Annotated in this window: 19 protein-coding genes; 10 read left to right on the top strand and 9 right to left on the bottom strand. The window is 45.9% G+C overall.

Annotation, left to right across the window (positions count from 1 at the left end; translation table 11 throughout):
- Positions 1-8 precede the first annotated feature (8 nt).
- From KOE27_RS12725 to KOE27_RS12760, 9 genes are all read left to right on the top strand, one after another.
- Positions 9-1043, top strand: coding sequence for a nitrous oxide reductase accessory protein NosL (locus KOE27_RS12725; RefSeq protein WP_215239246.1), 1035 nt, complete (start codon positions 9-11; stop codon positions 1041-1043).
- Between the two features lie 12 nt (positions 1044-1055).
- On the top strand, positions 1056-2309 hold the full coding sequence (locus KOE27_RS12730) for a nitrous oxide reductase family maturation protein NosD (RefSeq protein WP_229252760.1): 1254 nt from the start codon (positions 1056-1058) through the stop codon (positions 2307-2309).
- Entirely contained in the window at positions 2306-3061 is a 756-nt protein-coding gene (locus KOE27_RS12735) for an ABC transporter ATP-binding protein (RefSeq protein ID WP_215239247.1), read from the top strand. Before KOE27_RS12730 ends, KOE27_RS12735 begins: the two co-directional genes overlap by 4 nt.
- A gap of 16 nt (positions 3062-3077) precedes the next feature.
- Positions 3078-3836: an ABC transporter permease subunit gene (locus tag KOE27_RS12740; protein WP_310590065.1), complete on the top strand. Its 759-nt coding sequence runs from the start codon at positions 3078-3080 to the stop codon at positions 3834-3836.
- A 68-nt stretch (positions 3837-3904) separates the two neighbouring features.
- The gene (gene ric / locus KOE27_RS12745; RefSeq protein ID WP_215239249.1) at positions 3905-4861 is read left to right on the top strand and encodes an iron-sulfur cluster repair di-iron protein; all 957 of its coding nucleotides are present in this window, start codon (positions 3905-3907) and stop codon (positions 4859-4861) included.
- 318 nt (positions 4862-5179) lie between these two features.
- Entirely contained in the window at positions 5180-5575 is a 396-nt protein-coding gene (locus tag KOE27_RS12750; RefSeq protein ID WP_019991102.1) for an ArsR/SmtB family transcription factor, read from the top strand.
- Positions 5572-6159, top strand: a complete 588-nt coding sequence (gene merTP, locus KOE27_RS12755) for a mercuric transport protein MerTP (RefSeq protein ID WP_207509718.1) — start codon at positions 5572-5574, stop codon at positions 6157-6159. Before KOE27_RS12750 ends, merTP begins: the two co-directional genes overlap by 4 nt.
- Before the next feature lie 6 nt (positions 6160-6165).
- A complete protein-coding gene (locus KOE27_RS29635; protein WP_083940642.1) occupies positions 6166-6375 on the top strand; it encodes a GDCCVxC domain-containing (seleno)protein in 210 nt (69 codons plus the stop codon).
- A gap of 26 nt (positions 6376-6401) precedes the next feature.
- A complete protein-coding gene (locus KOE27_RS12760) occupies positions 6402-6806 on the top strand; it encodes a bleomycin resistance protein (protein ID WP_229252761.1) in 405 nt (134 codons plus the stop codon).
- A gap of 37 nt (positions 6807-6843) precedes the next feature.
- Here KOE27_RS12760 and KOE27_RS12765 read toward each other — a convergent pair whose 3' ends face one another.
- Complete coding sequence (locus KOE27_RS12765) at positions 6844-7458, bottom strand: recombinase family protein (RefSeq protein ID WP_019991099.1); 615 nt, start codon at positions 7456-7458, stop codon at positions 6844-6846.
- A gap of 120 nt (positions 7459-7578) precedes the next feature.
- Here KOE27_RS12765 and KOE27_RS12770 point away from each other — a divergent pair, with 120 nt between their 5' ends.
- Positions 7579-10566 (top strand): Tn3 family transposase, encoded by a 2988-nt coding sequence (locus KOE27_RS12770; RefSeq protein WP_138279465.1) that lies wholly within the window; start codon positions 7579-7581, stop codon positions 10564-10566.
- Positions 10567-10570: 4 nt separating this feature from the next.
- On the opposite strand, the gene KOE27_RS12775 is transcribed toward KOE27_RS12770, so the two are convergent.
- The 8 genes from KOE27_RS12775 to KOE27_RS12805 all read right to left on the bottom strand — a co-directional run bounded on the left by KOE27_RS12775 (position 10571) and on the right by KOE27_RS12805 (position 22168).
- Entirely contained in the window at positions 10571-11029 is a 459-nt protein-coding gene (locus KOE27_RS12775; protein ID WP_215239250.1) for a di-heme oxidoredictase family protein, read from the bottom strand.
- 136 nt (positions 11030-11165) lie between these two features.
- Positions 11166-13199 (bottom strand): heavy metal translocating P-type ATPase, encoded by a 2034-nt coding sequence (locus KOE27_RS12780; protein ID WP_215239251.1) that lies wholly within the window; start codon positions 13197-13199, stop codon positions 11166-11168.
- 13 nt (positions 13200-13212) lie between these two features.
- A complete protein-coding gene (locus tag KOE27_RS12785; protein WP_215239252.1) occupies positions 13213-13833 on the bottom strand; it encodes a hypothetical protein in 621 nt (206 codons plus the stop codon).
- Positions 13834-13836: 3 nt separating this feature from the next.
- Positions 13837-15048, bottom strand: coding sequence for an efflux RND transporter periplasmic adaptor subunit (locus KOE27_RS12790; protein ID WP_215239253.1), 1212 nt, complete (start codon positions 15046-15048; stop codon positions 13837-13839).
- Between the two features lie 42 nt (positions 15049-15090).
- Positions 15091-19482: a CusA/CzcA family heavy metal efflux RND transporter gene (locus tag KOE27_RS12795; RefSeq protein ID WP_215239254.1), complete on the bottom strand. Its 4392-nt coding sequence runs from the start codon at positions 19480-19482 to the stop codon at positions 15091-15093.
- A gap of 86 nt (positions 19483-19568) precedes the next feature.
- On the bottom strand, positions 19569-19889 hold the full coding sequence (locus KOE27_RS12800; protein WP_215239255.1) for a DUF6660 family protein: 321 nt from the start codon (positions 19887-19889) through the stop codon (positions 19569-19571).
- 848 nt (positions 19890-20737) lie between these two features.
- The gene (locus KOE27_RS29855) at positions 20738-20869 is read right to left on the bottom strand and encodes a hypothetical protein (RefSeq protein WP_255573771.1); all 132 of its coding nucleotides are present in this window, start codon (positions 20867-20869) and stop codon (positions 20738-20740) included.
- A gap of 114 nt (positions 20870-20983) precedes the next feature.
- Positions 20984-22168, bottom strand: coding sequence for a hypothetical protein (locus KOE27_RS12805; protein ID WP_215239256.1), 1185 nt, complete (start codon positions 22166-22168; stop codon positions 20984-20986).
- Positions 22169-22243: the final 75 nt, after the last annotated feature.

Raw genomic sequence — 22243 nt, forward strand, 5'->3', positions numbered from 1 at the left:
AGGATCCCATGAAAAAACCGCAGATGCTTGCTATACACAGAATCCTGCTGATCATCTCGGGGATTGCCTTGTTGCTGGTCAATTACTTTCCGATATGGCGGATCGAGCTGAGTGCACCTCAATATCCTGAGGGACTAGAGTTGCTGATTTACAGCGATAAACTGGCAGGTAATGTCGATATCATCAATGGCTTAAACCATTACATTGGCATGAAGACCTTGCACACCAGTGACTTTATCGAATTTTCGGTCCTTCCGTCTTTGATCGTATTCTTTGCACTGCTTTTCATTGGAGTGGGTATCTGGGGCAAGCGCTCGGGCGGTTATTTTGCTATCGGGCTGTTCGCATTGTTCGGCATTGTGGCTATGGTCGACTTCTGGAAATGGGAATACGACTATGGACATAATTTGAATCCTGACGCTGCAATCATAGTGCCTGGCATGTCTTACCAACCACCACTTGTCGGCTTCAAACAGCTTCTGAACTTTGGTGCTTATAGCATACCCGCAACCGGCGGCTGGCTTTTTATACTTACGGGAGTAGTGGCGGCTGGTTGCATGCTGCGCGAATGGCTTGCTAGCAGAAAAACGAAGCAAACCCTGGGCAAAAAGCTGTTTGTTCTTAAGCTGCTCATCCTGCCCGCAGGCCTGATTACCACACAGGCCTGCGGCCCTTCCGGGCCGCAGCCTATTAAGCGTGGGACAGATGCGTGCAGCCATTGCAAAATGACGATTAGCGACCTGAGGTTTGGCTGTGAGATGATTTCAAAAAAAGGCAGGGCATACAAGTTTGACGATATTAAATGCATGACCTCATTTGTCTCCGAAGGGGATTTCGATAAGGCTGCTGTGGAAGTCTTCTACCTGTCCGATTTTAAAACAGAAGAGCTTAGGCCTGCCACCGAGATGTCTTTGCTGCATAGTGAGCAGCTCAGAAGCCCGATGGGAGGTAACTGCGCAGCATTTGAAACCCCCTCCTCCCTTGCCGAAGCCCAAAAGCAGTTTTCGGGCACCTTGGTCGAATGGGATATGCTGCTAAAATGAAACCCTATCCTCATGAGTAAGCTCAATAAGATCAGCGCTGCCTTGATGTTGCTTGTCTGGAACGGTTCAGTACTACACGCCTGGTCGAAAACAATCCGTGTGGGCCGGCAATTTGGTGTTATAAACATTAAAGAGGCGATCCGCATGTCTGCCGCAGGCGATACCATTCTTGTCTACAAAGGGGTTTATAGGGAAGGCAACATTGTGATCGACAAGCCGCTGGTTTTCAAGGGAATCGATAAGCCAGTACTGGATGGCGTAAACAAATACGAGGTCCTTTCGGTCAGGTCCCCCCATGTTGTCGTCGATGGCTTCCATATAAAGTCTTCCGGGCAATCCTCCATGCAGGATATCGCCGGAATCAGGGTTTACAATACGCATCATGTTACCGTAAGGAATAACCTACTGGACGGCAATTTTTTCGGCATCTATTTGCAGCAGTCCAAACACTGCGTGATCGAAGACAACCGCCTGCTGGCTTATGGCAAGGCTGAGCACCTGATCGGAAACGGCATACACTGCTGGAAAAGCGATAGCCTGACCATCTCCGGAAACCGGGCCCAGGGGCACCGCGACGGCATTTATCTGGAATTTACCACCAACACGCGGGTGTACCGTAATGTGAGCCACGAAAATCTGCGTTATGGGTTACACTTTATGTTCGCCCATCACAACACCTATACTTTCAACACTTTCAGCAGCAACGGTGCCGGAGTGGCAGTTATGTACACCCATCATGTGCACATGCAAAACAATACTTTCAAGGACAACTGGGGCGACTCGGCCTATGGCATCCTGCTGAAAGAGATTTCAGACAGTCAAATTGAGAACAACCGTTTTTCAGGGAACACGACCGGTATTTTCATGGAGGGTGCCTCCCGTATACAAATTAAAAAGAATGAATTTCGGTCCAACGGTTGGGCATTAAAAATTCAGGCAAGTTGTATGGAAAACCAGGTAGAAGCCAACAACTTCCAAGGCAACACCTTCGATGTGGCCACCAACAGCTCCCTGGTGCTGAATACATTCGATAAAAACTACTGGGACAAATATGAAGGTTATGATTTAAACAAAGATGGCGTTGGGGACGTGCCCTACCGGCCGGTGAGCCTGTACTCGATGATTGTCGAGCGTTTTCCAGCTGCGATGATCCTGTTCCGCAGCTTTATGGTGAGCCTTTTAGACCGCACCGAAAAAATGGTCCCAGGCATCACCCCCGAACAACTCAAAGACACGCTGCCGGCAATGAAACCTGTGAGATTATGATATCCATACAAAACATTTCCAAGCAATTTGGCAAGTTTAAAGTGCTCAACAATGTATCCTTTGATTGCGGCCAAGGGCAGTGCATCGCACTTATCGGTCCTAACGGCAGCGGTAAGACAACGATTATTAAATCCATTCTGGGAATGGTGCACCCCGACACCGGCAGTATCAGTTTTGAAGGAAAAGACATCGCCAGTGACTGGCTCTACCGGAACCACATCGGTTACATGCCTCAAATCGGCCGCTATCCCGAAAATATGAGCATAGGACAGGTGCTCGACATGATGAAGGATATCCGCAAATTGCCGGACAGCCAGATCGATCATGAGCTCTTCGAAGCGTTTAACATTAGGGCTCTGCTCGACAAACGAATGGGAACACTTTCTGGGGGAACCCGGCAGAAAGTGAGCGCCTGCCTGGCCTTTATGTTCAGCTCGAAGGCGTTGATCCTTGATGAGCCGTCGGCCGGCCTGGATCCTGTGTCATCAGAGATCCTTCGGGAAAAAATACTGGCCGAAAAAAAGAAGAACAAGTTGATAATCATCACTTCCCATATATTAAGCGAGCTCGACGAGCTGATCACCGAAGCCGTCTACATGCAGGATGGAAGCCTCAGGTTCCATAATAGTATTCAACAGCTTCAAAAACAGACCGGAGAAGGCAAATTGGCCCGTGCGATCGCCGCCATGATCAGGCAACAAGACCTGCAAGCTGCCAAAGGACACACCGCAATACTAACCGCAGTAAAATGAATGGCGTATGAAAAAGATGATCAAATATATAATTGCCGATATCCTTCGCAGCCGGATCATGATCGCCTACACGTTAGTGCTGCTTGCCATCTCGTTTTCAGTATTTGCCATTGAGGACAACCCATCCAAAGGCATATTAAGTCTTTTGAACATCATTTTGTTTATCGTTCCACTAGTAAGCATCATATTTTCAACCATTTACATATATAATAGCGGTGAATTTATCGAGCTACTCGTTAGCCAGCCTTTGCCGCGCAAAACCATTTGGCTAAGTATGTTCGCTGGTCTTGCCATATCTTTGAGCTTATCGTTTCTCGCAGGAGCCGGCTTCGCTATTTTAATATATGCCATGTCTGCCACCGGGCTCATCATGATCGCGACGGGCATCTTGCTTTCCTTCATTTTTGTGGCGATTTCCTTTTTGGCCTCCGTCAGGATTCGTGACAAAGCCAAAGGGATTGGTGCCGCTATTATGCTCTGGCTTTATTTTGCCATGCTTTTCGATATCCTGGTGCTCTTCTTCCTGTTCCAGTTCTCGGAGTACCCAATCGAGAAAGGAATGGTTGCGCTCACGGCGCTGAACCCTATTGACCTTAGCCGAGTGCTGATCCTGCTGCATATCGATGTCTCGGCGATGATGGGATATACCGGGGCTATATTCCGCCAGTTTTTTGGGACCGGCAGCGGTATGCTCATCGCTTTGATCATAATGCTTGTCTGGACAGTGGTCCCACTCGGCCTATCCACAATCCGCTTTAATAATAAGGACCTGTAAATCATTATTCAGGGATCTACAATCCCTTCTCCTTAGTTCCAAATTTTCATTTTCAAAACAACCACCTTATGGAAACCATACCTGCTATCAATGTCACGCTGATCGAACCCCGTCTCAGACATGCTACAATCTTCAAGCATTTTGACGAGCTACTTCCAGGACGGGAATTAATTATTTTTAATGATCATGACCCAAAGCCACTATATTATCAATTGCTTGGTGAGAGGGGGGACACTTTCACCTGGAAATATTTGCAAGAAGGCCCCGAAAACTGGCAAGTGAAAATTGCGAAAAGGGCAATGGAGGATAAAGAAGAAACAGTCGGGCAAATCGCCTCCAAAGACATCCGCATGGCGGATGCTTTCAGAAAGTTGGGCATTGATTTTTGCTGTGGTGGAAAACGGAAACTAAAAGATGCGCTGCGGCATGCAGGCGTAACGCCTGAGCAACTGGAAGAAACCCTTATTGCGGCCGCCACATTGCCAGCAGCCCAGCAGCCTCTGAACTTTGCAGCATGGCAGCCGGGCTTTCTGATCGACTACATTGTCAACGTACATCATCGTTATATCCTCGAAAACGGCCCAATTATTGAAGGGCTAGCCAGCAAGGTAGCGAGCCGTCATGCTGACCGGCACCCGGAGTTATTAGCGCTGTCCGAACAGGTACAGCAATTGCTTTCGGACTTGTACAGCCATCTGGAAAAAGAAGAAGGCATCGTATTTCCAGCAATTAAACAAATCGCAAACACGGCAAGCAACGAGTATGCGCAGGACGCACCAGACCTGAATCTGGTTGTCGGGTTGATGGAGGCCGAGCACGCCTCGGCCGGGGATGACCTGAAACGGATTCGCGAAATCAGCAGCAATTACCATTTGCCGCAAGGAGCATGCAATTCTTATACTTACCTGTTTGAAAAACTGAAAGAATTTGAAAATGATCTGTTCAACCACATTCACCTGGAAAACAACATCCTTTTCCCCAAAGCGCTCGAAATAGGCCGGCAACCACAAGGCCAGGCAGTGTAGGCTCTATTCATTCATAGCATTATGGTCACAATCACCTGCCGCACGAAAATATGAGGTTTTTCTTACAAATGTCCGGAAAACGGCGTTAGTAAACTACGCTTTTAGTTTTGAGGCATAATTTATACACTGTTCTATACGCAATTTCCAGTTGCTTTGAAATAGGGTTCTTCTGGTCCGCCAACCCGGCCCCAACCGCAGCGGCGGCCGCCAATGAGTTAGTTTACTCTGTTTGACTATCTGCACATAGTTTTTAATCTTCAAAAGTATTTAAGCAAATACTTAAATACTGTTATATTTGCCCAAATATTAGTGGCAGATATGGAAGATGTAGAAAAAGAGTCAGATCAAATTAGTAGCTGCATCCGTTTGTTCGCGGATCAAGAGCAGATCCAACTATGCAAGGAAACCTTAGACGAAAATGAAGACGCTTTTACCAGGTTAGCGCAGGTTTATGCGCTTGCTGGAAATGAGGCCCGGCTTAAAATACTTTATCTTATCCAGCAACAGAACGAGCTTTGTCCTTGCGATTTGAGTGATATTTTGCAAATGACCGTCCCTGCTATTTCTCAGCACCTGCGAAAACTGAAAGATGCCAGTTTAGTACGTACCAGAAAAACTGGACAAACTATCTTTTATTCGATCATACCTGATCAGGCCAGTATCATCGGTCAACTATTTGTTGATATCCCCAGTCAAGAAAGTGTAGCCTTATGAAAGCGTCCAAAATCACCGCTAATGCCAGCATACTAACTGCATTGGCAAGTTCTGTTTGCTGTATCACACCATTATTGGCCATGGTGGCCGGGACAAGCAGCTTGGCAACCACTTTTGATTGGATTGCGCCTGCACGTCCTTATTTTATTGCTGGAACCGTATTGATTTTGGGTTTTGCATGGTATCAGCAGTTAAAACCCGCTTCCGAAGACTCATGTAATTGTGGACCTGAAAACAAACCATTTATGCAAACCAAAAAGTTTTTAAGCCTGGTAACCCTTGCAGCAGTACTTCTGATTGCCGTCCCAAGTTATTCAGGACTGGCCTATCAGCAAAAGCAGGAAGCACAACAACCGGTTTCCAAAACAGACCAAACAGCCTATATAAAAATTAAGGGAATGACCTGTGAAGGGTGTGAACATCATGTTAAACAGGAAGTTAATAAGTTAAAAGGCATACGGCAGGTTCAGGTCTCGTATAAGAATGGCAATGCAACCGTTAGATATGATAGTACGAAAACGTCACTGGCAGAAATTAAAAAGGCAGTCGACGCTACTGGTTATAAAGTTGTTGAAACAAACTAAGCAGTTATGAATTTAATATTGGAATCCATACTTACTTGTCCGCATTGCGGCACCCGACGCTTGGAAACAATGCCTGTTGATGCATGTATGTACTTTTACGAGTGTACAAATTGCAAAACATTGTTAAAGCCTGCTTCCGGTGACTGCTGTGTTTTTTGCACTTATGGAACCCAAAAATGTCCCCCGATACAATTGAATAAGTCGTGCTGTGCTTGAACTAAATGATATCAGTATCTATGAAAATGAAGAAAACGATCCCAGCTCTTCCTGTTAAAAACATTGACGAATCCGTTAAATTCTATTCTGAAAAGTTAGGTTTTACAGCACCTTATTATGACGATGGCTTTGCAAAAGTAGTCCGGGACGAAATTGAAATCCACTTGTGGGCATCTTCGGATGAAAGCTGGAAGAATAAAGGCTTATCCCTGGTAGCAGATCCAATTTGCAGTGGGGCTGAAAGCTTTCTGGCAGGCACGGCCAGTTGCCGGATTGAAGTCCAGGGTATTGATGAGTTGTACGAAGAATATAAAAAGCAAGGTGTAATTTATGATACTGACACTGTTGTACAAGAGCAGCCATGGGGAGACCGGGAATTTCCGGCACTAGACCACCATCGCAATCTGTTAACTTTTTATGAGGAGATTTAGAAAAGCCAAGATCATCATTGATGCTAAATTAACGCGGTTAAAGAGTATCCTTCGCTTTGGATAGGTAGTTGTAAACTGTTCCATAAGCTATTCCTAGTTGTTTAGAAATCTTGTTCATTGATAATCCTTGCTTTTGCAAATCAAAAATTTCATTCTGTCGATCCATTGATATAGTTGGCCGTGAAATACGTTTTCCTTGTGCTTTTGCCCTTGCCATACCGGCTTTAACCCTTTGGCTGATCAGTGAGCTCTCAAATTGGGCCAGAGAAGCCATCACATGAAATATCAGCTCACCAGTCGGCGTGGTGGTATCAATATTTTCCTGATAGGAGATAAAATCTATTCCCATACTCTGAAATTCCTTCATGGCATTGACCAGTGCCTGGGTTGAGCGGGCAAAGCGGTCATACCGCCAAACCAGGACTACATCCAGCTTTCTCTTTCTGGCCGCTTCCATCATCAATTTATACTGGACCCTGTCTTGGGTTGTTCCGGAAGCGTAGTCTATAAATTCTCCCATGACTTCAAAGTTTCGTCTTTGGGCGTAGTCCCGTAACTGGTCCAGCTGGGTCTGTGGATCCTGCCCTTTATCCAGAGTAGATACTCTGGCATATAGTGCTACCCGTTTGGCCCGATTGTTCTGTTTTTTCATTTAATTGCTTATCAAAAAGGAACTCCTTTACAAATATACTTTTTAACGCTTAAAAACAGGCTTTAAACCTATTGCAGACGGGGTGAATTTTGATACCCTTTTTGATAGCCCCATTTTCATATGGCATCACGATTTTTGAACCAATCCCAGCGTGAACGTTACGAAAAGGTCCCGACAGAAATATCAGAATATGACCTGATGCAATTTTTCCAAATCACGCGGCAGGACAATATTTTTCTTAAATCGTTCAGAGGGGAGCACAACCGGCTAGCGATCGCACTCCAGATTGGGATTGTCCGGTTCATGGGTTTTCTTCCAGACAAATGGCAGCAGCAGATCCCGGCAAATGTAGCTGCCATGGTAAGTAGGCAACTGGATTCTGATATTGAACTGTTATTAATATACGGGCAACGGGATAAGACCAGAACGGAGCATTTAAATGTAATCTTAAAATATTTGAAATTCCGCCGGTGGCAGCCCCTGGATGAAATCTGGCTTTTGCCCTGGCTGCTCGATAAGGGGATGGAACATGACAACCAGCCGATATTGCTCAGGCAAGTGTGTTTAAAACTGGGGCAGGAAAAAATTATGAGGCCGTCTATTGGGACATTGGAAAGGATTGTTGGTAGCCTGGATGAACAGCTGCACCAGGAAACCTATCGAAGGCTTAGTTTGCTGCTGACCGAGGAAATGAAGGCCAGGCTGACGCAAATAGTCGAATTGGACGATACCGGCGGCATCACTTTGCACCGTTGGCTTTGCCAAGTCCCCACCAGCAATACGCCCAGGGCTATTAACCAGACGTTGGAAAAGATCAATTTTTTAAAATCATTAAACGTCCATGAATGGGACTTATCGGTAATAAGCCTAAACCGCAGAAAAAGGCTGGCCCAAATAGCCAGGAATGTTTCTAACAAGTATCTACAGCGGATGAACGCTACAAGGCGGTACCCGATTTTAATTTGCTTCCTGTATGAGAGCCTGATAGATACCAATGACAAGGTGTTGGAAATGTTTGATGATTATTGGGAGCACATTGTCAACGGATCAAAAAAGCAACTCGACACATATCAGCAGACCTTGTTCAAATCACAGAACGAGGCGATGAAAACCCTGTCCCAGACTGTTAGTATTATCATCAATGACACCATTACAGACGATCAGCTCCGTACCTGTATTTTTGAAATATATCCAAAGGAAATGCTCAGGGAGGCATTACTGGTAACCGGGGCTGCTCTTCGCCCAGCCAGGCAAACTTACTTATACTATCTGAACAACTACTATACAACCTTAAAACAATTCACCCCTAACCTTCTTAAAACCATTGACTTTCAAATTGCCCATTCCAAAGATGGCTTTCTGGGTGTGCTTGATATTTTGACCGGGTTGCAAACGGGCAAAAGAAGAAAACTGCCTGATGACGCGCCGATTGATTTTATAACGCCTTCCTGGAACAAACTGATTTTTGAAAACGATCAGCAACAGCCGGAAGCCCTTCCACAACGCCAACCTTACGAATTATGTGCCCTGGCCAACTTGCGGGACCGGCTCCGTGCGGGCGATGTATTTATCAATATCTCCCGAAAATATGCCGACTTTAACTCGTTGCTTCTTTCAAATGTGCAGTGGGAACTGCTACGACAGGATTTTTGCAATCAAATGTCAATGCCAACTCTTCCCACCGAGCGTATCGACCAGCGCTTGCAAGAGCTGGAATCACTGTTGAAACCGCTGGATGAGCTCTTGAATGCGGGTGGAGAGATCCGGCTTGAAGAAGGCATCCTGGTAGTGCCTGCATTGCCGGCAGAAGATGTACCCTTTTCAGCAAAAGCACTCCGGGAACAAATCAATCAACGGCTCCCGAAAGTCAACATCACAGATATAATTAAAGAAGTGGATGCATGGATAAATTTTTCCGAACATCTTCATGGATTGGAAAATGAACCGCGTAACCAGGAACACCAGTCTATTTTATATGCGGCTGTTTTTGCATCCGGATGTAATATTCCTCTGTCGGATTTGGCTAGGTCTTGTGAGATTGATTATCAAACGCTTTGGTGGACAAGCAATAACTATCTCTCAGAAGAGAATCTTAAAAAAGCCAACGATGCACTTGTTAACTTTCATTATCAACAATGGTTGAGCGGCTATTGGGGCGGGGGCACACTTTCATCCTCGGACGGGCAGCGGTTCCCGACCAGCGGGAAAATCCGGAATGCGAAGGCGCTCCCCAATTATTTTGGTTACGGTAAGGGAATTACCTTTTATACACATACCTCGGATCAATATAGCCAGTATGGCAGCCGGAGCATTTCGTCCACCGAAAGGGACGCCACTTACGTACTTGATGAAATTATAGGCAATGAAACCGATTTGACAATACTCGAACATACAACCGATACGTCAGGATATTCGGACCTAATCTTTGCGCTGTTTGATCTGCTGGGTATGGATTTTTGTCCAAGGATCCGGGACATAAAAGATCAGCGGCTGTGTAAAATCAAGGATCGGGAATGGGAATACCCTGCTTTGAAATTCACCGGTCGTGTTAATCCTGATTATCTCAAACAACATTTTGACGAACTTCTCAAAGTCGCAGCTTCCATTAAATCAGGGCGTGTAACCGCTTCATTGCTAATCTCTAAGCTTCAATCGTACCCGCGCCAAAATAACCTGATGTATGTTTTGCAGGCTTATGGCCAGCTGGTAAAAACCATTTTTATCCTTAAATACCTGCTTAGCATGCCTTTACGTAGAAAGATCAACACACAGCTGATCAAAGGAGAGCAGCTGCACAACCTAAGACTTTATCTTTGGTTTGGCGGCGATGGGATTGTACGCAGAAAACAAGAAGAACAACAGCAAAAAGTGGTCAGGAGCTTGAACCTGATCACCAATATTGTCCTGGTATGGAACACGGTTTATATACAAGAAATTATCAAAGAATTACACCAGGAAGGATATCCGATAGATGAAAATGACTTTGAATTTATCTCTCCTGCTCCATTTGCCCATATCAACCGGTTGGGAAAATACTCCTTCAACACAAACCCGGATCTTGGAGTCAATGGCTTACGGCCTTTGAGAAAGCCAAAACTAAATACATAGTTTACTAACGCCGTTTTCCGGCTATTTGTAAGAAGAACCTCGTATTGGAAGGCGGTGTAAAGCGGGAAAATGTAGCGCCTGCCGGGATAGTTTCAGGTACATATCCGGGCAAAGCCCTGTTTTGTAACTGAGGGCCACCCAGATGAAGAAATTTATTGCCGGTCGCATCGGTTTGACCAAACCTGGTCAACGACGTGAACAATGTCCCCTTACCATCACCTGCATGACAGCTTCCGCAACTGGTCGCTACAAAGACGGAACCCAAACCAGTTTCACGGGTAAAGATCTCATCATTGAAAGCAGCATCACCGGCTAGAAACCGCGTTTTCTCGGCTGGCGAAAGCCCTTCAATAGGCCCATCCAGAATCTGATCGTCAGCTGGCACCTTGGGTGTAATCCGCTCACAGGATACGATTAAGACGGCTTCAAAAATGATTGTAAGAATAAGTAACCGTTTATTCATTTAGATTGTTCTTAACAAAGTTTTAGATAGACCTAAAATTAATATAAAGGTAGTTTAAATTTTATCAATGCAAATATTGGGGCATAAAAAAAACCTCCGGGTGTAGCCTGGAGGTTCTGTATTGTAAAAGATACTGTTATATCTTCTTACCCTGAATGCGGAAAGCATTCAAGATTGCCAGTAGCGCAACACCAACATCAGCAAAAACTGCCTCCCACAAGGTTGCAATCCCGCCAGCTCCCAGAAGAAGGACGATTGCTTTCACCGACATAGCCAGGATGATATTTTGCCAGACAATCGAACGGGTGATCTTTCCTGCCCGTATGGCTGAAACAATTCTGGATGGCTGGTCATTCTGTATAACTACATCCGCTGTCTCGATGGTCGCATCAGAGCCGAGCCCGCCCATTGCAATGCCCGCATCAGCCAGCGCTACGACCGGGGCGTCATTGACACCATCCCCCACAAAGGCCAAACGCTTACCGGCATCTTTGAAAGCCTGCACTTTTTCAACCTTGCCTTCGGGTAACAAATCCCCATAAGCTTCATCGATGCCCAGCCCTTTTGCCACTTTCTGGGCAACTGCATTCTTATCCCCCGAGAGCATTACAGTCTTGATGCCCAGGGCATGCATATCCTTGATAGCCTGGGCCGCATCCTCTTTGATCTCATCGGAAATGGTAATGTAACCTGCATATTTGCCATCAACGGCTACGACGACAATTGTTTCCTGGATCTGCTTGATTTCATCGGGGTAAGAGATGTAAAATTTATCCAGTAATTTTAAATTACCGGCAAGCAGCTCTTTACCTGCAACCCTGCCTTTCAGGCCATGACCTGATATCTCTTCTACATCCGTAGGATCTTCTATTTTCTTACCTTGCTGGTATTCGATAACAGCCCGTGCCACCGGGTGCGTGGAAGCACTTTCCAGCGATGATGTCAGATGAAGGAATTCTTCCTTATCCAGGCTGGTCTCAACCTGCTGCACTTTAAATACACCTTTGGTAAGGGTACCTGTCTTGTCCATGACAACAGTGTCCACCTTGGTCATCACATCCAGGAAGTTCGACCCTTTAAACAGTATCCCGTTACGCGAAGCCAGGCCAATACCACCAAAGTAACCCAGGGGAATAGAGATCGTCAGTGCACATGGGCAGGAAATAACCAGAAAAACCATCCCGCGGTAGAGCCATTGGTTGAATACATAATCTTCTACAAAGAAGTATGGGATAATGATAATGGCCAGTGCCAGAAAGAATACAATGGGTGTGTAGGTTTTGGCGAACTTGCTGATAAAAAGCTGGGTTGGTGCTTTTCTGGCAGTAGCTTCCTGCACCATTTCCAGTATCCTGGAAAGTTTCGAATCTTTAAAAGCAGTCGTTACTTTCAATTCGATTGCCCTGTCCAGGTTGATCATCCCGGCAAGGACCGGGCTTCCTTTTTCTTTTGTATCCGGCTTAGACTCGCCTGTTAATGCGGCGGTGTTAAAACTGGCTGATTCCGTCAGCAGTTCACTGTCCAGGGCTACTTTCTCACCTGGCTTAACCATGATGATATCCCCGATGGCAGCATCTGAGGGGTTGATGACCTTGTTGCCCCCATCGCGTTTAACGGTCACTTTATCGGGCCGAACGTCCAGCAGCGCTTTAATTGAACGTTTCGAGCGGTTGACAGCCAGATCCTGAAAGAGCTCGCCTAATTCGTAAAAGATCATTACTGCAACGCCTTCTGCAAATTCTCCAATATAAAATGCCCCTAACGTCGCTGTTGTCATCAGGGTAAACTCGTTGAAAAAATCCCCTCGGATGACCCTTCTGAATGCTATTTGTATGGTCTTGTGGCCTGCCAGCACATAGGCAATAACCATCAGCCCAATTTCGACTGGTTTTGCAACGGGGATGTCAAGCACTTTGTTTACCAGCAGAAAACCCAGCAGAATTACAAGGCTCAGCCATAACGCCCACCGGCTTTTGATCAGGCTTGCGCTTCCTGTTCCTCCGCTATGGTCGTGTCCATCCCCTTCACTGTGGTCGTGATCATCATCTTCTTCTTCATTATCATGATCTTCACCTTCGGCGTGATCATGGCCTTCATGACGCTGTTTTTTAGCCAATTCGGTATCGACTGGCTCCTGCTGCCCAGGCTTATTAGTTTGGTTTTTTTCCATGATATAACCTTTTTTAAATTTCTACTATAAAGTTTAACATGGCCAGGCCAATGAGTGTAAGCCCGGTTATGAGCTGCTCATAGTGTTCCAGCCAATGGATATTAATGCTTTTGATGCCTTTGCTTCCAAGGTTTACCATCAGCATCATGCCTGATAAGGTCAGCACGTTATAAATCACTACGATTGTCATAACTGCGTACCATCCGATAGCCCCGGCATTCAAGAAATAGGCATTGATCTCAAAGCAGGGTGAGAGAAACATCATCAGCATCAGCGATAACAGTATCCTGCGGTTGCTGCCATATTTCAATAATTTTTCATCGATATGGCTATGTGCCTGATGGCGGTAATACTGCATGACAAACCAGGTCCCCAGTAGCAGTAAGAACAGGGGTACAATCTTGCTGGCAATGATGCTTTGATTTTCTGAAAGCTGAAAACCGGCAAAGCTGACCATCAAACCAAATATGGTGGTACTTAATGTATGCGCCGCACCGGCCAAAAATGTGGTATTTAAAACTTGACGCCTGCTCCAACCCATAGACCTGCCAATCGTGACGAAAGGCAGCCAATGGCTGGGGATCAGCGCATGGATCAGGCTAAGTGCGACACTGCCAAGGATAATCTGGTTCATAAGTTAATGGCCTTCTTCTTCCTCGGAATTTTTAAGTTTTGATAGCATTGCATAAGCCCCTTTAAGGACAATCTTTGCATTTTGGACATTAAAATCCTGTGAAAATTTGACTTGTGTATACCCATTTTCTGACATCCCTTTCGTTACTGGGACCATCTCAAAGGCCGTTCCCTCAGACTCTTCTTCTTGTGAGGTACTGTCAGCGTGAGCAGTTTCCGGGCGTTGTATGAAGATATAAGAAGTCCCTTCAAAATCGACAATGGCCGGGCTCGGGAGCGCAGTTACAGGATTTGCGCCAATTTCGATCACAGCCTTCACAAAATTCTGTGGCAAAAGGCCCCTGTCGTCTTTTTCAAGGTGGCAATGCACGCGCACTGTCCGGTCTTCATTGATCTTTTGATTGATCAAATACACTTTGGCCAGGTATTCCTTGCCGGGGTTGTTACTGACTGTGAAGCGCACCAATTGGCCCAGCTTGATTTTGGGGATATCCTGCTCAAAAATGGAAAGCTCGACATGTAAGTGGTCAGTATCAACAATTTCAAACATCACATCGGTCGGGTTTACATATTTTCCAAGGTTGACATTGACCGTCGTGACAGATCCGCTGATGGGCGAGCGTATTACGGCGCTGTTGACAATTGTGCCCTTTTCTAACGTATTCAGGTTTATACCGGCTGTAATAAGCCTTTCCCTTAACCCTGCTAACCGCGCTTTCTGGGCCTTTACCTCCGAGGTTGCTTGCTGTAATACTTTTTGGGCATTGATATTTTCTTTGCTTAATTCCAGCTGACGGCTGTACTCTTGCTGGGCATATTCTAACTTACTTTCCGTTTCCAGGAAATCTTGCTGGATCTGAATAAAATCAGGGTTTTCGATTATGGCCAGTATTTGCCCTTTCTTTACCTGCATACCCTGCAACAGCTCTGTTCTTCTAACAAAACCGCCCAGTGGTGCTGATATGCTCACCAGGTTTTGCGGCGGGATATCAATCACACCATTGGCAGTGACTACATCGCTTAAATTACGGGTACTGGCTTTGCCTAGTTCGACGGCGGCAGTTTCATATTGCGCTTGGGTCAGCTTAACGATATTCTCTTCCCCCTCGTGTTGCTCCCCCTCTTGATGGGCTGGTTCCTGTTCTTTCCGCTCCTGCTTTTCGCCACAAGCCCAAAGGCCTGTCAGAAGAAACAAGACAACTAATACATTTTTCATTGTATATGGATCATTAGTTAACGATTGATAATTTGATGTGGGTCATTGCTGTTTAGCCAGCAGAAATTCAATTTCAATGACCGATTGGTTATAGCTTCCCAGCAAGTCCAGGTAAGTTGACCTGATATTTAAAGCCCTGGTTAGTGCCTGCGAAAATTCAACATAACCAATTTCGCCCGCTTCATAGGCTTTTGTGGCGTTGCCTGCGATCACATCAGCCAGAACCAAGGTTTTTTGTTCATATATAGCCAGGCTATGAGTTGCACTTTGATAAGACTGTACCGCTTGTTGCAAGCTATTGCCCACCTGCATCCGCGCAAGCTCCCACTGGTTCTGCGCGACTTTCTCATTAAGCTGTGATGCTTTTACGCGTGCCCGGGGTGCGCCGCTAAAAATTGGAATAGACACGCCAAGTTGAAGTCCCTGGAAACGCTTTCCGGCCCCATAAAAAACCTCGGTACCGTTGATATTTTGCTCGCCAATCAAAGACTGATTGAAATATCCGATGCTGAAATCTGGTAGCAGGCTAGTGCGCTCAACGGCCGTTGTCTGTCTTTCAATGGCAATCTGCTGGCCTAGGTATTGCAAATATGGATTTGAACTAATGCCTGCCGTATCGAGTGCAATAGTGCCAAGGGGGCGCTTTTCCAAGGTATCACTCTGCGCTTCCATAGGAACTGAACTGTTGAGCAGCATTTGCAGCTGTCTTTGCAGGACTAGCAAATTGCCCTGGTTTTGAATGACCCGCGCCTGGATTTCACCCTGCTCACTTTGGGCGACCGAATATTCAAGTTGCCCTGTTTCGCCGGTCTTAAAACGAAGGGCTGCGGCTTTGACAAACCGGTCAGCTCGTAGGCCTTCCGCCGTTAGCATCTGCTGTTGTTGTTTTAAAAGGACCTGCTGATAGTAATTTGCTTTAACCTGTCTGATCAGCTCGGCCCTTGTCACTTCCAGTCTTGCCTGCACACCGTTAATCTGGGCAGACAAAAGCTCCCGTCTTCTGGTAACCACCTTTGGGTGCGGCAAGGTTTGTGAAATATTGAACTGGTTATCAAACCTGTTACTGTTGTATTGCCCACCCATCCAGGAGATATCGGTTTTTGCGATCTCAGCTGAACTACCAAGCAGTGCACGCTGGTAATCGATCTGGTAAATTCCCCCTTTTACTTGAAGGTTTTTGACGATAGCTTCATTAACGGCTGCTTCAAGTGAAATTTTTCGGCCTACAATCACCGAATCCTGCGCCTGGGCACTGGGGGCGGCAAAAGTGCAGGCGGCAAAAACAAGTAGAAGTGCTGCGGCAGGTTTAAACGCAGCGCCACCAAAATGCTTCTCGACAATTAGGTACAATACCGGCAGCACCAGCAGCGTCAAAAGTGTTGCAGATACAAGCCCCCCGATAACCACAGTCGCCAATGGGCGTTGGACTTCGGCACCTGAGCTATTGGACAGGGCCATGGGCAAAAAACCAAGTGACGCCACAAGGGCTGTCATCAATACCGGGCGCAAACGAGTCTCGGTACCCTGAAATATAGCCTTTTTCAAATCGGTCATCCCTTCTTTACGAAGCGAATTGAACTCTGCAATAAGCACGATACCATTTAAGACAGCCACGCCAAAAAGTGCGATAAAACCAATCCCTGCTGAAATACTAAAAGGCATTCCACGCAGTGAAAGGGCAATGATACCACCGATCGCTGACAGCGGGATAGCCGTAAGAATCAACAGGCTTTGACGCAGCGAGTTAAACGTGAAATAAAGAAGTACAAAAATAAGCAGCAGTGCAATCGGTACGGCGATGCTTAAACGGGTTTTAGCCTCTTGTAGATTTTGAAACTGGCCTCCATAGGTTGTGTAATATCCGGTGGGCAGCTTTACCTGGCTATCGATTTTGGTTTGCAGCTCCTTGACAATGCTCTCCACGTCCCTACCACGAACATTAAATGCCACTGTGATCCGGCGTTTTGCATCCTCCCTTTGGATCTGGTTAGCACCCGTTTTCATCTCAACAGTAGCGATCTGCCCGAGCGGAACCTGATCTCCATGTGACGTAGTCACAAACAACCCACGGACATCTTCTAGGGTCTGGCGGTCCTGGCTTTTAAGCCTGACGACCAGGTCATACCTTTTTTCACCTTCATAAACCACACCTGCGCTGCTTCCTGCAAAGCCCGTATTGATGGCCCGGTTTGCATCTTCAATGCTAATTCCGAACTGAGACATGCGGTCACGATCAAAATTAACAACGATTTGCGGCAGGCCGCTCACTTCTTCCACATACAAGTCCTGGGCCCCTTCAACAGAAGCCACCAGTTTGCCGATCTTGTCTGCCTGCTGGGCCAGTACGTCCAGGTCTTCCCCGAAAATCTTGATTGCAACATCCTGTTTAACCCCTGAGATCAGCTCATTGAACCGCATCTGGATAGGCTGTTGAAAACCAAATGTCACACCAGGAATCGTCTGGGTGAGCATGGCCTGCATTTTTTCTGCGAGTTCTTCCCTTCCTTCGGCTTTTGTCCACATCGATTTTTCTTTTAATATGACCATCACATCACCGGCTTCCACCGGCATGGGGTCTGTTGGTATTTCAGAAGCGCCGATTTTTCCGACTACCTCTATGACTTCATCGGGAAAATTCTTTCGCAGCACACTAGCTGCCTTCTGGACAGCATCCACCGATTCGGAAAGTGAACTACCTGTCAGCACGCGCATTTCGATAGCAAAATCGCCTTCGTCGAGCTGCGGGATAAACTCGCCGCCCATATTTAAAAACATCCACAGACTTAGGCCGAAAAGTGCCAAAGCAGTCACGACCACGATTAGTTTTTGCCGGAGTGCAAAACCTAGTGCTGGTAAATACAACCTGTGAAAAAAAGCAATGATCCGGTCTGAAATATTGGGCTTATGCTCGTTTTTCTTACTTAAAAACAGGGCCGATACCATCGGCACGTAAGTCAGCGAAAGAATGAATGCCCCCAGTATAGCAAAGCTCACGGTCTGAGCCATAGGGCGGAACATTTTTCCTTCAATGCCCACCAAAGCCAGGATCGGCAGGTAAACAATCAGGATAATGATCTCACCAAAGGCGGCTGAACTTCGGATCTTGGAGGCTGACTCGTAGACTTCATTATCCATTTCCTGCTGTGAAAGCCTGTGGGTGTATTTTTTGCCCATAATATGATGTAGTGTGGCTTCAACAATGATCACGGCGCCATCCACAATCAGGCCAAAGTCAATCGCCCCCAGGCTCATCAGGTTTCCTGAAACGCCAAACAGGTTCATCATGCTGACTGCAAAGAGCATCGCCAGCGGGATCACCGAAGCAACCACAAGCCCTGCGCGCAGGTTTCCCAGCAGCAGGATCAGTACAAAGATGACAATCAGTGCCCCTTCGATCAGGTTCTTTGAGACTGTGCCAATGGCATTATTGACCAGCTTGGTGCGGTCCAAAAACGGCTCGATCACCACACCTTCCGGAAGTGTTTTACTGATCTGCTGGATCCTTTCTTTTACATTGCCAATCACCTTGGCAGCATTAGCGCCTTTCAACATCAATACCAATCCACCTACAACTTCGCCTTCATCATTGCGCGTCATTGCCCCATACCGTACAGCTGCGCCGTACTGCACCGTTGCAATATCGCGGATCAGTACGGGCAGACCATTTGCCGTTTCTTTGACTTGGATGCTTTCTATATCTTTCAGGTTGGTGATCAGCCCTTCACTTCTAATAAAATAGACATTAGGTTTTTTATCAATGTACGCCCCGCCCGTATTCTGATTGTTTCTTTCTAGCGCAGAGAATATCTCAGCCATCGAGATCTGGGCACTTCTTAATTTGAAAGGGTCAACCGCTATCTCGTACTGCTTTAAAAACCCACCAAAGCTGCTTACGTCGGCAATTCCTTCTGTGCCCAGAAGCTGCCTTCTAACAATCCAGTCCTGGATGCTTCGGAGCTCCATGGGCGGGTATTTTTTCTCATACCCTTTTTTGGTATGCAGTACATACTGATATATTTCGCCCAGTCCAGTGGTTACCGGCGCAAGCTCGGGAGATCCAGCACCAGGCGGAATCTGTTCTACGGCACTTTGCAGGCGCTCGGAAACCTGCTGCCGGGCCCAGTAAACATCAATGTTATCTTTGAAAACGATAGTAACTACCGACAGGCCAAACCTTGAAATGGAGCGGATCTCCTCTGTGCTGGGGATGGTCGCCATGGCTGTTTCAACCGGAAACGTTACCAGGCGCTCCACTTCTTGCGCGGCTAGTGAAGGGCTGCTTGTAATGATTTGTACCTGGTTATTGGTAATGTCGGGTACAGCATCAATGGGTAGCTGTGTCAGCGAATACCCGCCCCAGATGACAAGTGCCAGGGTAAATATTCCTATAACGAGCTTATTGTGAATTGAAAAATGAATGACTTTATCTAGCATCTGGACTTAGAATTTGTGTAGAATGAGCCTATAACTGGGACTTATAAAGTCACAGCGACAAGCAAACCGTAAAAGAATGGGTTACACTAAATCCTGGGAGGTTGCCAGATAGATGCCAGATCACCGCCTTTGCTACCAGCCGTGTAGGTGAAAGCATCATCGTTAAAAAATGGCAGGGAAGCAGCATCAGGTAACAAAGCAACTGGTTGCTGAAGCGTTATGCCCGCGCAGCAGGCACATATACAAAATGGTGAGCAAAGGTCATTGGTGGCCTGATCTTGGCAATCAGCGCTGGCATCAATGATGGTAATAGTATCTTTATATGAGACACGTGCTGGCTTATCCTGGCACGGAATGCAGGATAGTACCACGGTGAAAAAAGCCAATACATATATCGCTAATCTCATAATACTGTAAAAGTAGCTCAATAAAACATGCAACAGGTAGGCAAAAACAAATAAGATCTGATCCATATTTGCAGGACTGGCGTGCAACCACCCCAGTAGGTTGAATAAATCAACTTTTGTGACAGATGAAAAGTAAGAATGTTATACCGAACTTCTCCAATCGCACCAAACCGGCAAAGTCACCTTGCCACTCATTCTTGAAAGGATCAAACCGTCCTAAGCCATCTACCTTTATGATGATTCTCTATTGTCTAATAGGGTTTTTGATGCTCGTTGCAATTTTTCTTAAACTAAGGCACCTTTTCATTGCACACTAATGCGGAGCGACAAAATGTTGTTGAAGAGTATAGCGTATTGATTTACATGCACTCATCAGTACAAAAGACATTCTAGCATTCGCTAATTTTGGTATCCACTTCCTTAGACTAGCTGAGTACAATTAAACGTGCCCACATGTGGATATATGTACGGAATAATTAATTGTGCATCAAGCTTTTGAATGTCAAATGTCGCTAAAAGAGAGGATTACGAAAATACGACCGTATAATTGAACACTTGAAAAACGAAAAGTATGTCTCCAGTATGTGAAACCGTAAATTGAGACGGTCTCCCTTGATACCCGCCACTTGTAGTGATACTGGAAAGTCAAAGATTTGACCACAGCCTAGAAAATGAAGCAGAATAAGCTCTCTCCCCGATACAGCAAGCAGATGAAAGAAATCATCACGGTGCATGCTAAATAAAGGCTGGCGTAAAGCTGACCTGCTTTTGGGACTGCTGTTAGCGCAAAAAAAGGCTAGGTATGAACCTAGCCCGGTGAAAGTTGCATTTGTGAATGTTGCAGGAAGCTAATCTCCTTTTTTGTGCTTATGTGCTTTCAACGAAGGCGTATTGCCTGGTGATTCCTTATTGTCCCGTTGGCGCTTGTCTGGTTCTCCCGTCGACTTGGCAACTTTTTTAGGTCCTGTCTTGATTCCCATGACTGTTATAGTATTAAGTAATAAATCAATAGTCACAGGTACAAAAAAGCTATGCCATTGATCTGTAATGGGATTATCTTAGTTACGACAGACAACGACAATCATTCTGCTCTATCACAAATCCTTAATTTGCTCAGTCAATCTGGTCATTATTTCAATCAGCAAGGTCTTATCTCTTTCCTCAACCGTATAGCTTTTTACTCGAAGACTACTGTGAGAGATATCGGCGCGATGTGGCGTGGACAGATGAGGTGCCACAGATTGAAAAATTGCTGATAATGAACGCGCTGATATAATATTGGAAAGATCGGCGGCCTTGAAAAATAGTGATAGTTGATCGACCGTGAGATTGCAAAGCACCTTATCTGAGGTCTTTCTCTCATACTTTCTGACCTTCTTGAAAGAACGATCGTCAAGCGCAGCCACTGCGGGATGAGTAACTTTTGACCGAAAGTCAATCTCTTCAATAAACCATGTATTGATCGTCAGGCTTAGATCGTCGAAATGATTGCTAAAAATCATGTCCTTCATAACAGGAATTTGATTGAAGGTTTTTTGTAAAAGGGCAAGATTCTGCATTGCCAGGGAGGAATCGCCAGGAATGTCCACCATATGAGAGAATTTGAACGTCAAATATTTGACAAACAGTGGCGAATTGAAATTTCGCTCAATCATGATCACTTCCAAGCGGTCGAATAGCTCGGTGGTCGCTGCCAAAACATTGGAGTAATTGACTGCGTTACAAACACTGACCCAATAATCCACCTTCCCGATCGTGATCTCACTATCACGATGATTGAAGAAAATATCACTAAATGCACCAATCACGAGTTCTGATAATTCAAGATTATCCTGCATGACGTCTCGGTTCCCAAGCTTACGTAAATCGTGGGCGTCAGGATCAATGCTAAGCATGTTCAGAGAGAGATCTCGATCTACAAGATTCTTGTAGCGCTTGACGATAAATGCAGACACCTGGCCAAGACAGGAAAGGACACTTCCGAGCGCATGACGAAAGTTGTCAGCTCTGGCCGGAATTTGACTTAAGTTGTTACTCGCAATCTTCATCAGGCTCACCGCCGCAGAGAGATACTGATTTACTATATTTTTTATTTGCCGGTGTTTTCGTTCCTGAAAGACAAACTGTTTGAACATCAGGATAAGTCGTTTCTCTTCCTGTGTGGCTTTTTCTACGATCGCTATGGATTGTTCGTCGTCCAAACTTTCCGGCTCTGTTCTCCGTGGATCTAGCTCGTTAACCATTTGGTCTAACCAGTCTAAAGCATACTCATGTCCCATACGCTAGTCATTAATTACGTGATGAATATCTGGGACAAAACTCAGGGATTTAAGTCGCGGAAGAAATACGAGAAA

Source organism: Dyadobacter sp. CECT 9275 (assembly GCF_907164905.1).
GTDB classification, from domain to species: domain Bacteria; phylum Bacteroidota; class Bacteroidia; order Cytophagales; family Spirosomataceae; genus Dyadobacter; species Dyadobacter helix.

What these genes read in the sequence shown, in the direction of transcription:
- KOE27_RS12730 (WP_229252760.1), top strand. Translation starts at nt 1,056, where the DNA reads ATGAGTAAGCTCAATAAGATCAGCGCTGCCTTGATGTTGCTTGTCTGG.
- merTP (WP_207509718.1), top strand. Translation starts at nt 5,572, where the DNA reads ATGAAAGCGTCCAAAATCACCGCTAATGCCAGCATACTAACTGCATTG.
- KOE27_RS29855 (WP_255573771.1), bottom strand. Translation starts at nt 20,869, where the DNA reads ATGGGAATCAAGACAGGACCTAAAAAAGTTGCCAAGTCGACGGGAGAA.
- KOE27_RS12735 (WP_215239247.1), top strand. Translation starts at nt 2,306, where the DNA reads ATGATATCCATACAAAACATTTCCAAGCAATTTGGCAAGTTTAAAGTG.
- KOE27_RS12780 (WP_215239251.1), bottom strand. Translation starts at nt 13,199, where the DNA reads ATGGAAAAAAACCAAACTAATAAGCCTGGGCAGCAGGAGCCAGTCGAT.
- KOE27_RS12795 (WP_215239254.1), bottom strand. Translation starts at nt 19,482, where the DNA reads ATGCTAGATAAAGTCATTCATTTTTCAATTCACAATAAGCTCGTTATA.
- KOE27_RS12765 (WP_019991099.1), bottom strand. Translation starts at nt 7,458, where the DNA reads ATGAAAAAACAGAACAATCGGGCCAAACGGGTAGCACTATATGCCAGA.
- ric (WP_215239249.1), top strand. Translation starts at nt 3,905, where the DNA reads ATGGAAACCATACCTGCTATCAATGTCACGCTGATCGAACCCCGTCTC.
- KOE27_RS29635 (WP_083940642.1), top strand. Translation starts at nt 6,166, where the DNA reads ATGAATTTAATATTGGAATCCATACTTACTTGTCCGCATTGCGGCACC.
- KOE27_RS12775 (WP_215239250.1), bottom strand. Translation starts at nt 11,029, where the DNA reads ATGAATAAACGGTTACTTATTCTTACAATCATTTTTGAAGCCGTCTTA.
- KOE27_RS12790 (WP_215239253.1), bottom strand. Translation starts at nt 15,048, where the DNA reads ATGAAAAATGTATTAGTTGTCTTGTTTCTTCTGACAGGCCTTTGGGCT.
- KOE27_RS12785 (WP_215239252.1), bottom strand. Translation starts at nt 13,833, where the DNA reads ATGAACCAGATTATCCTTGGCAGTGTCGCACTTAGCCTGATCCATGCG.
- KOE27_RS12770 (WP_138279465.1), top strand. Translation starts at nt 7,579, where the DNA reads ATGGCATCACGATTTTTGAACCAATCCCAGCGTGAACGTTACGAAAAG.
- KOE27_RS12805 (WP_215239256.1), bottom strand. Translation starts at nt 22,168, where the DNA reads ATGGGACATGAGTATGCTTTAGACTGGTTAGACCAAATGGTTAACGAG.
- KOE27_RS12725 (WP_215239246.1), top strand. Translation starts at nt 9, where the DNA reads ATGAAAAAACCGCAGATGCTTGCTATACACAGAATCCTGCTGATCATC.
- KOE27_RS12760 (WP_229252761.1), top strand. Translation starts at nt 6,402, where the DNA reads ATGAAGAAAACGATCCCAGCTCTTCCTGTTAAAAACATTGACGAATCC.
- KOE27_RS12800 (WP_215239255.1), bottom strand. Translation starts at nt 19,889, where the DNA reads ATGAGATTAGCGATATATGTATTGGCTTTTTTCACCGTGGTACTATCC.
- KOE27_RS12750 (WP_019991102.1), top strand. Translation starts at nt 5,180, where the DNA reads ATGGAAGATGTAGAAAAAGAGTCAGATCAAATTAGTAGCTGCATCCGT.
- KOE27_RS12740 (WP_310590065.1), top strand. Translation starts at nt 3,078, where the DNA reads ATGATCAAATATATAATTGCCGATATCCTTCGCAGCCGGATCATGATC.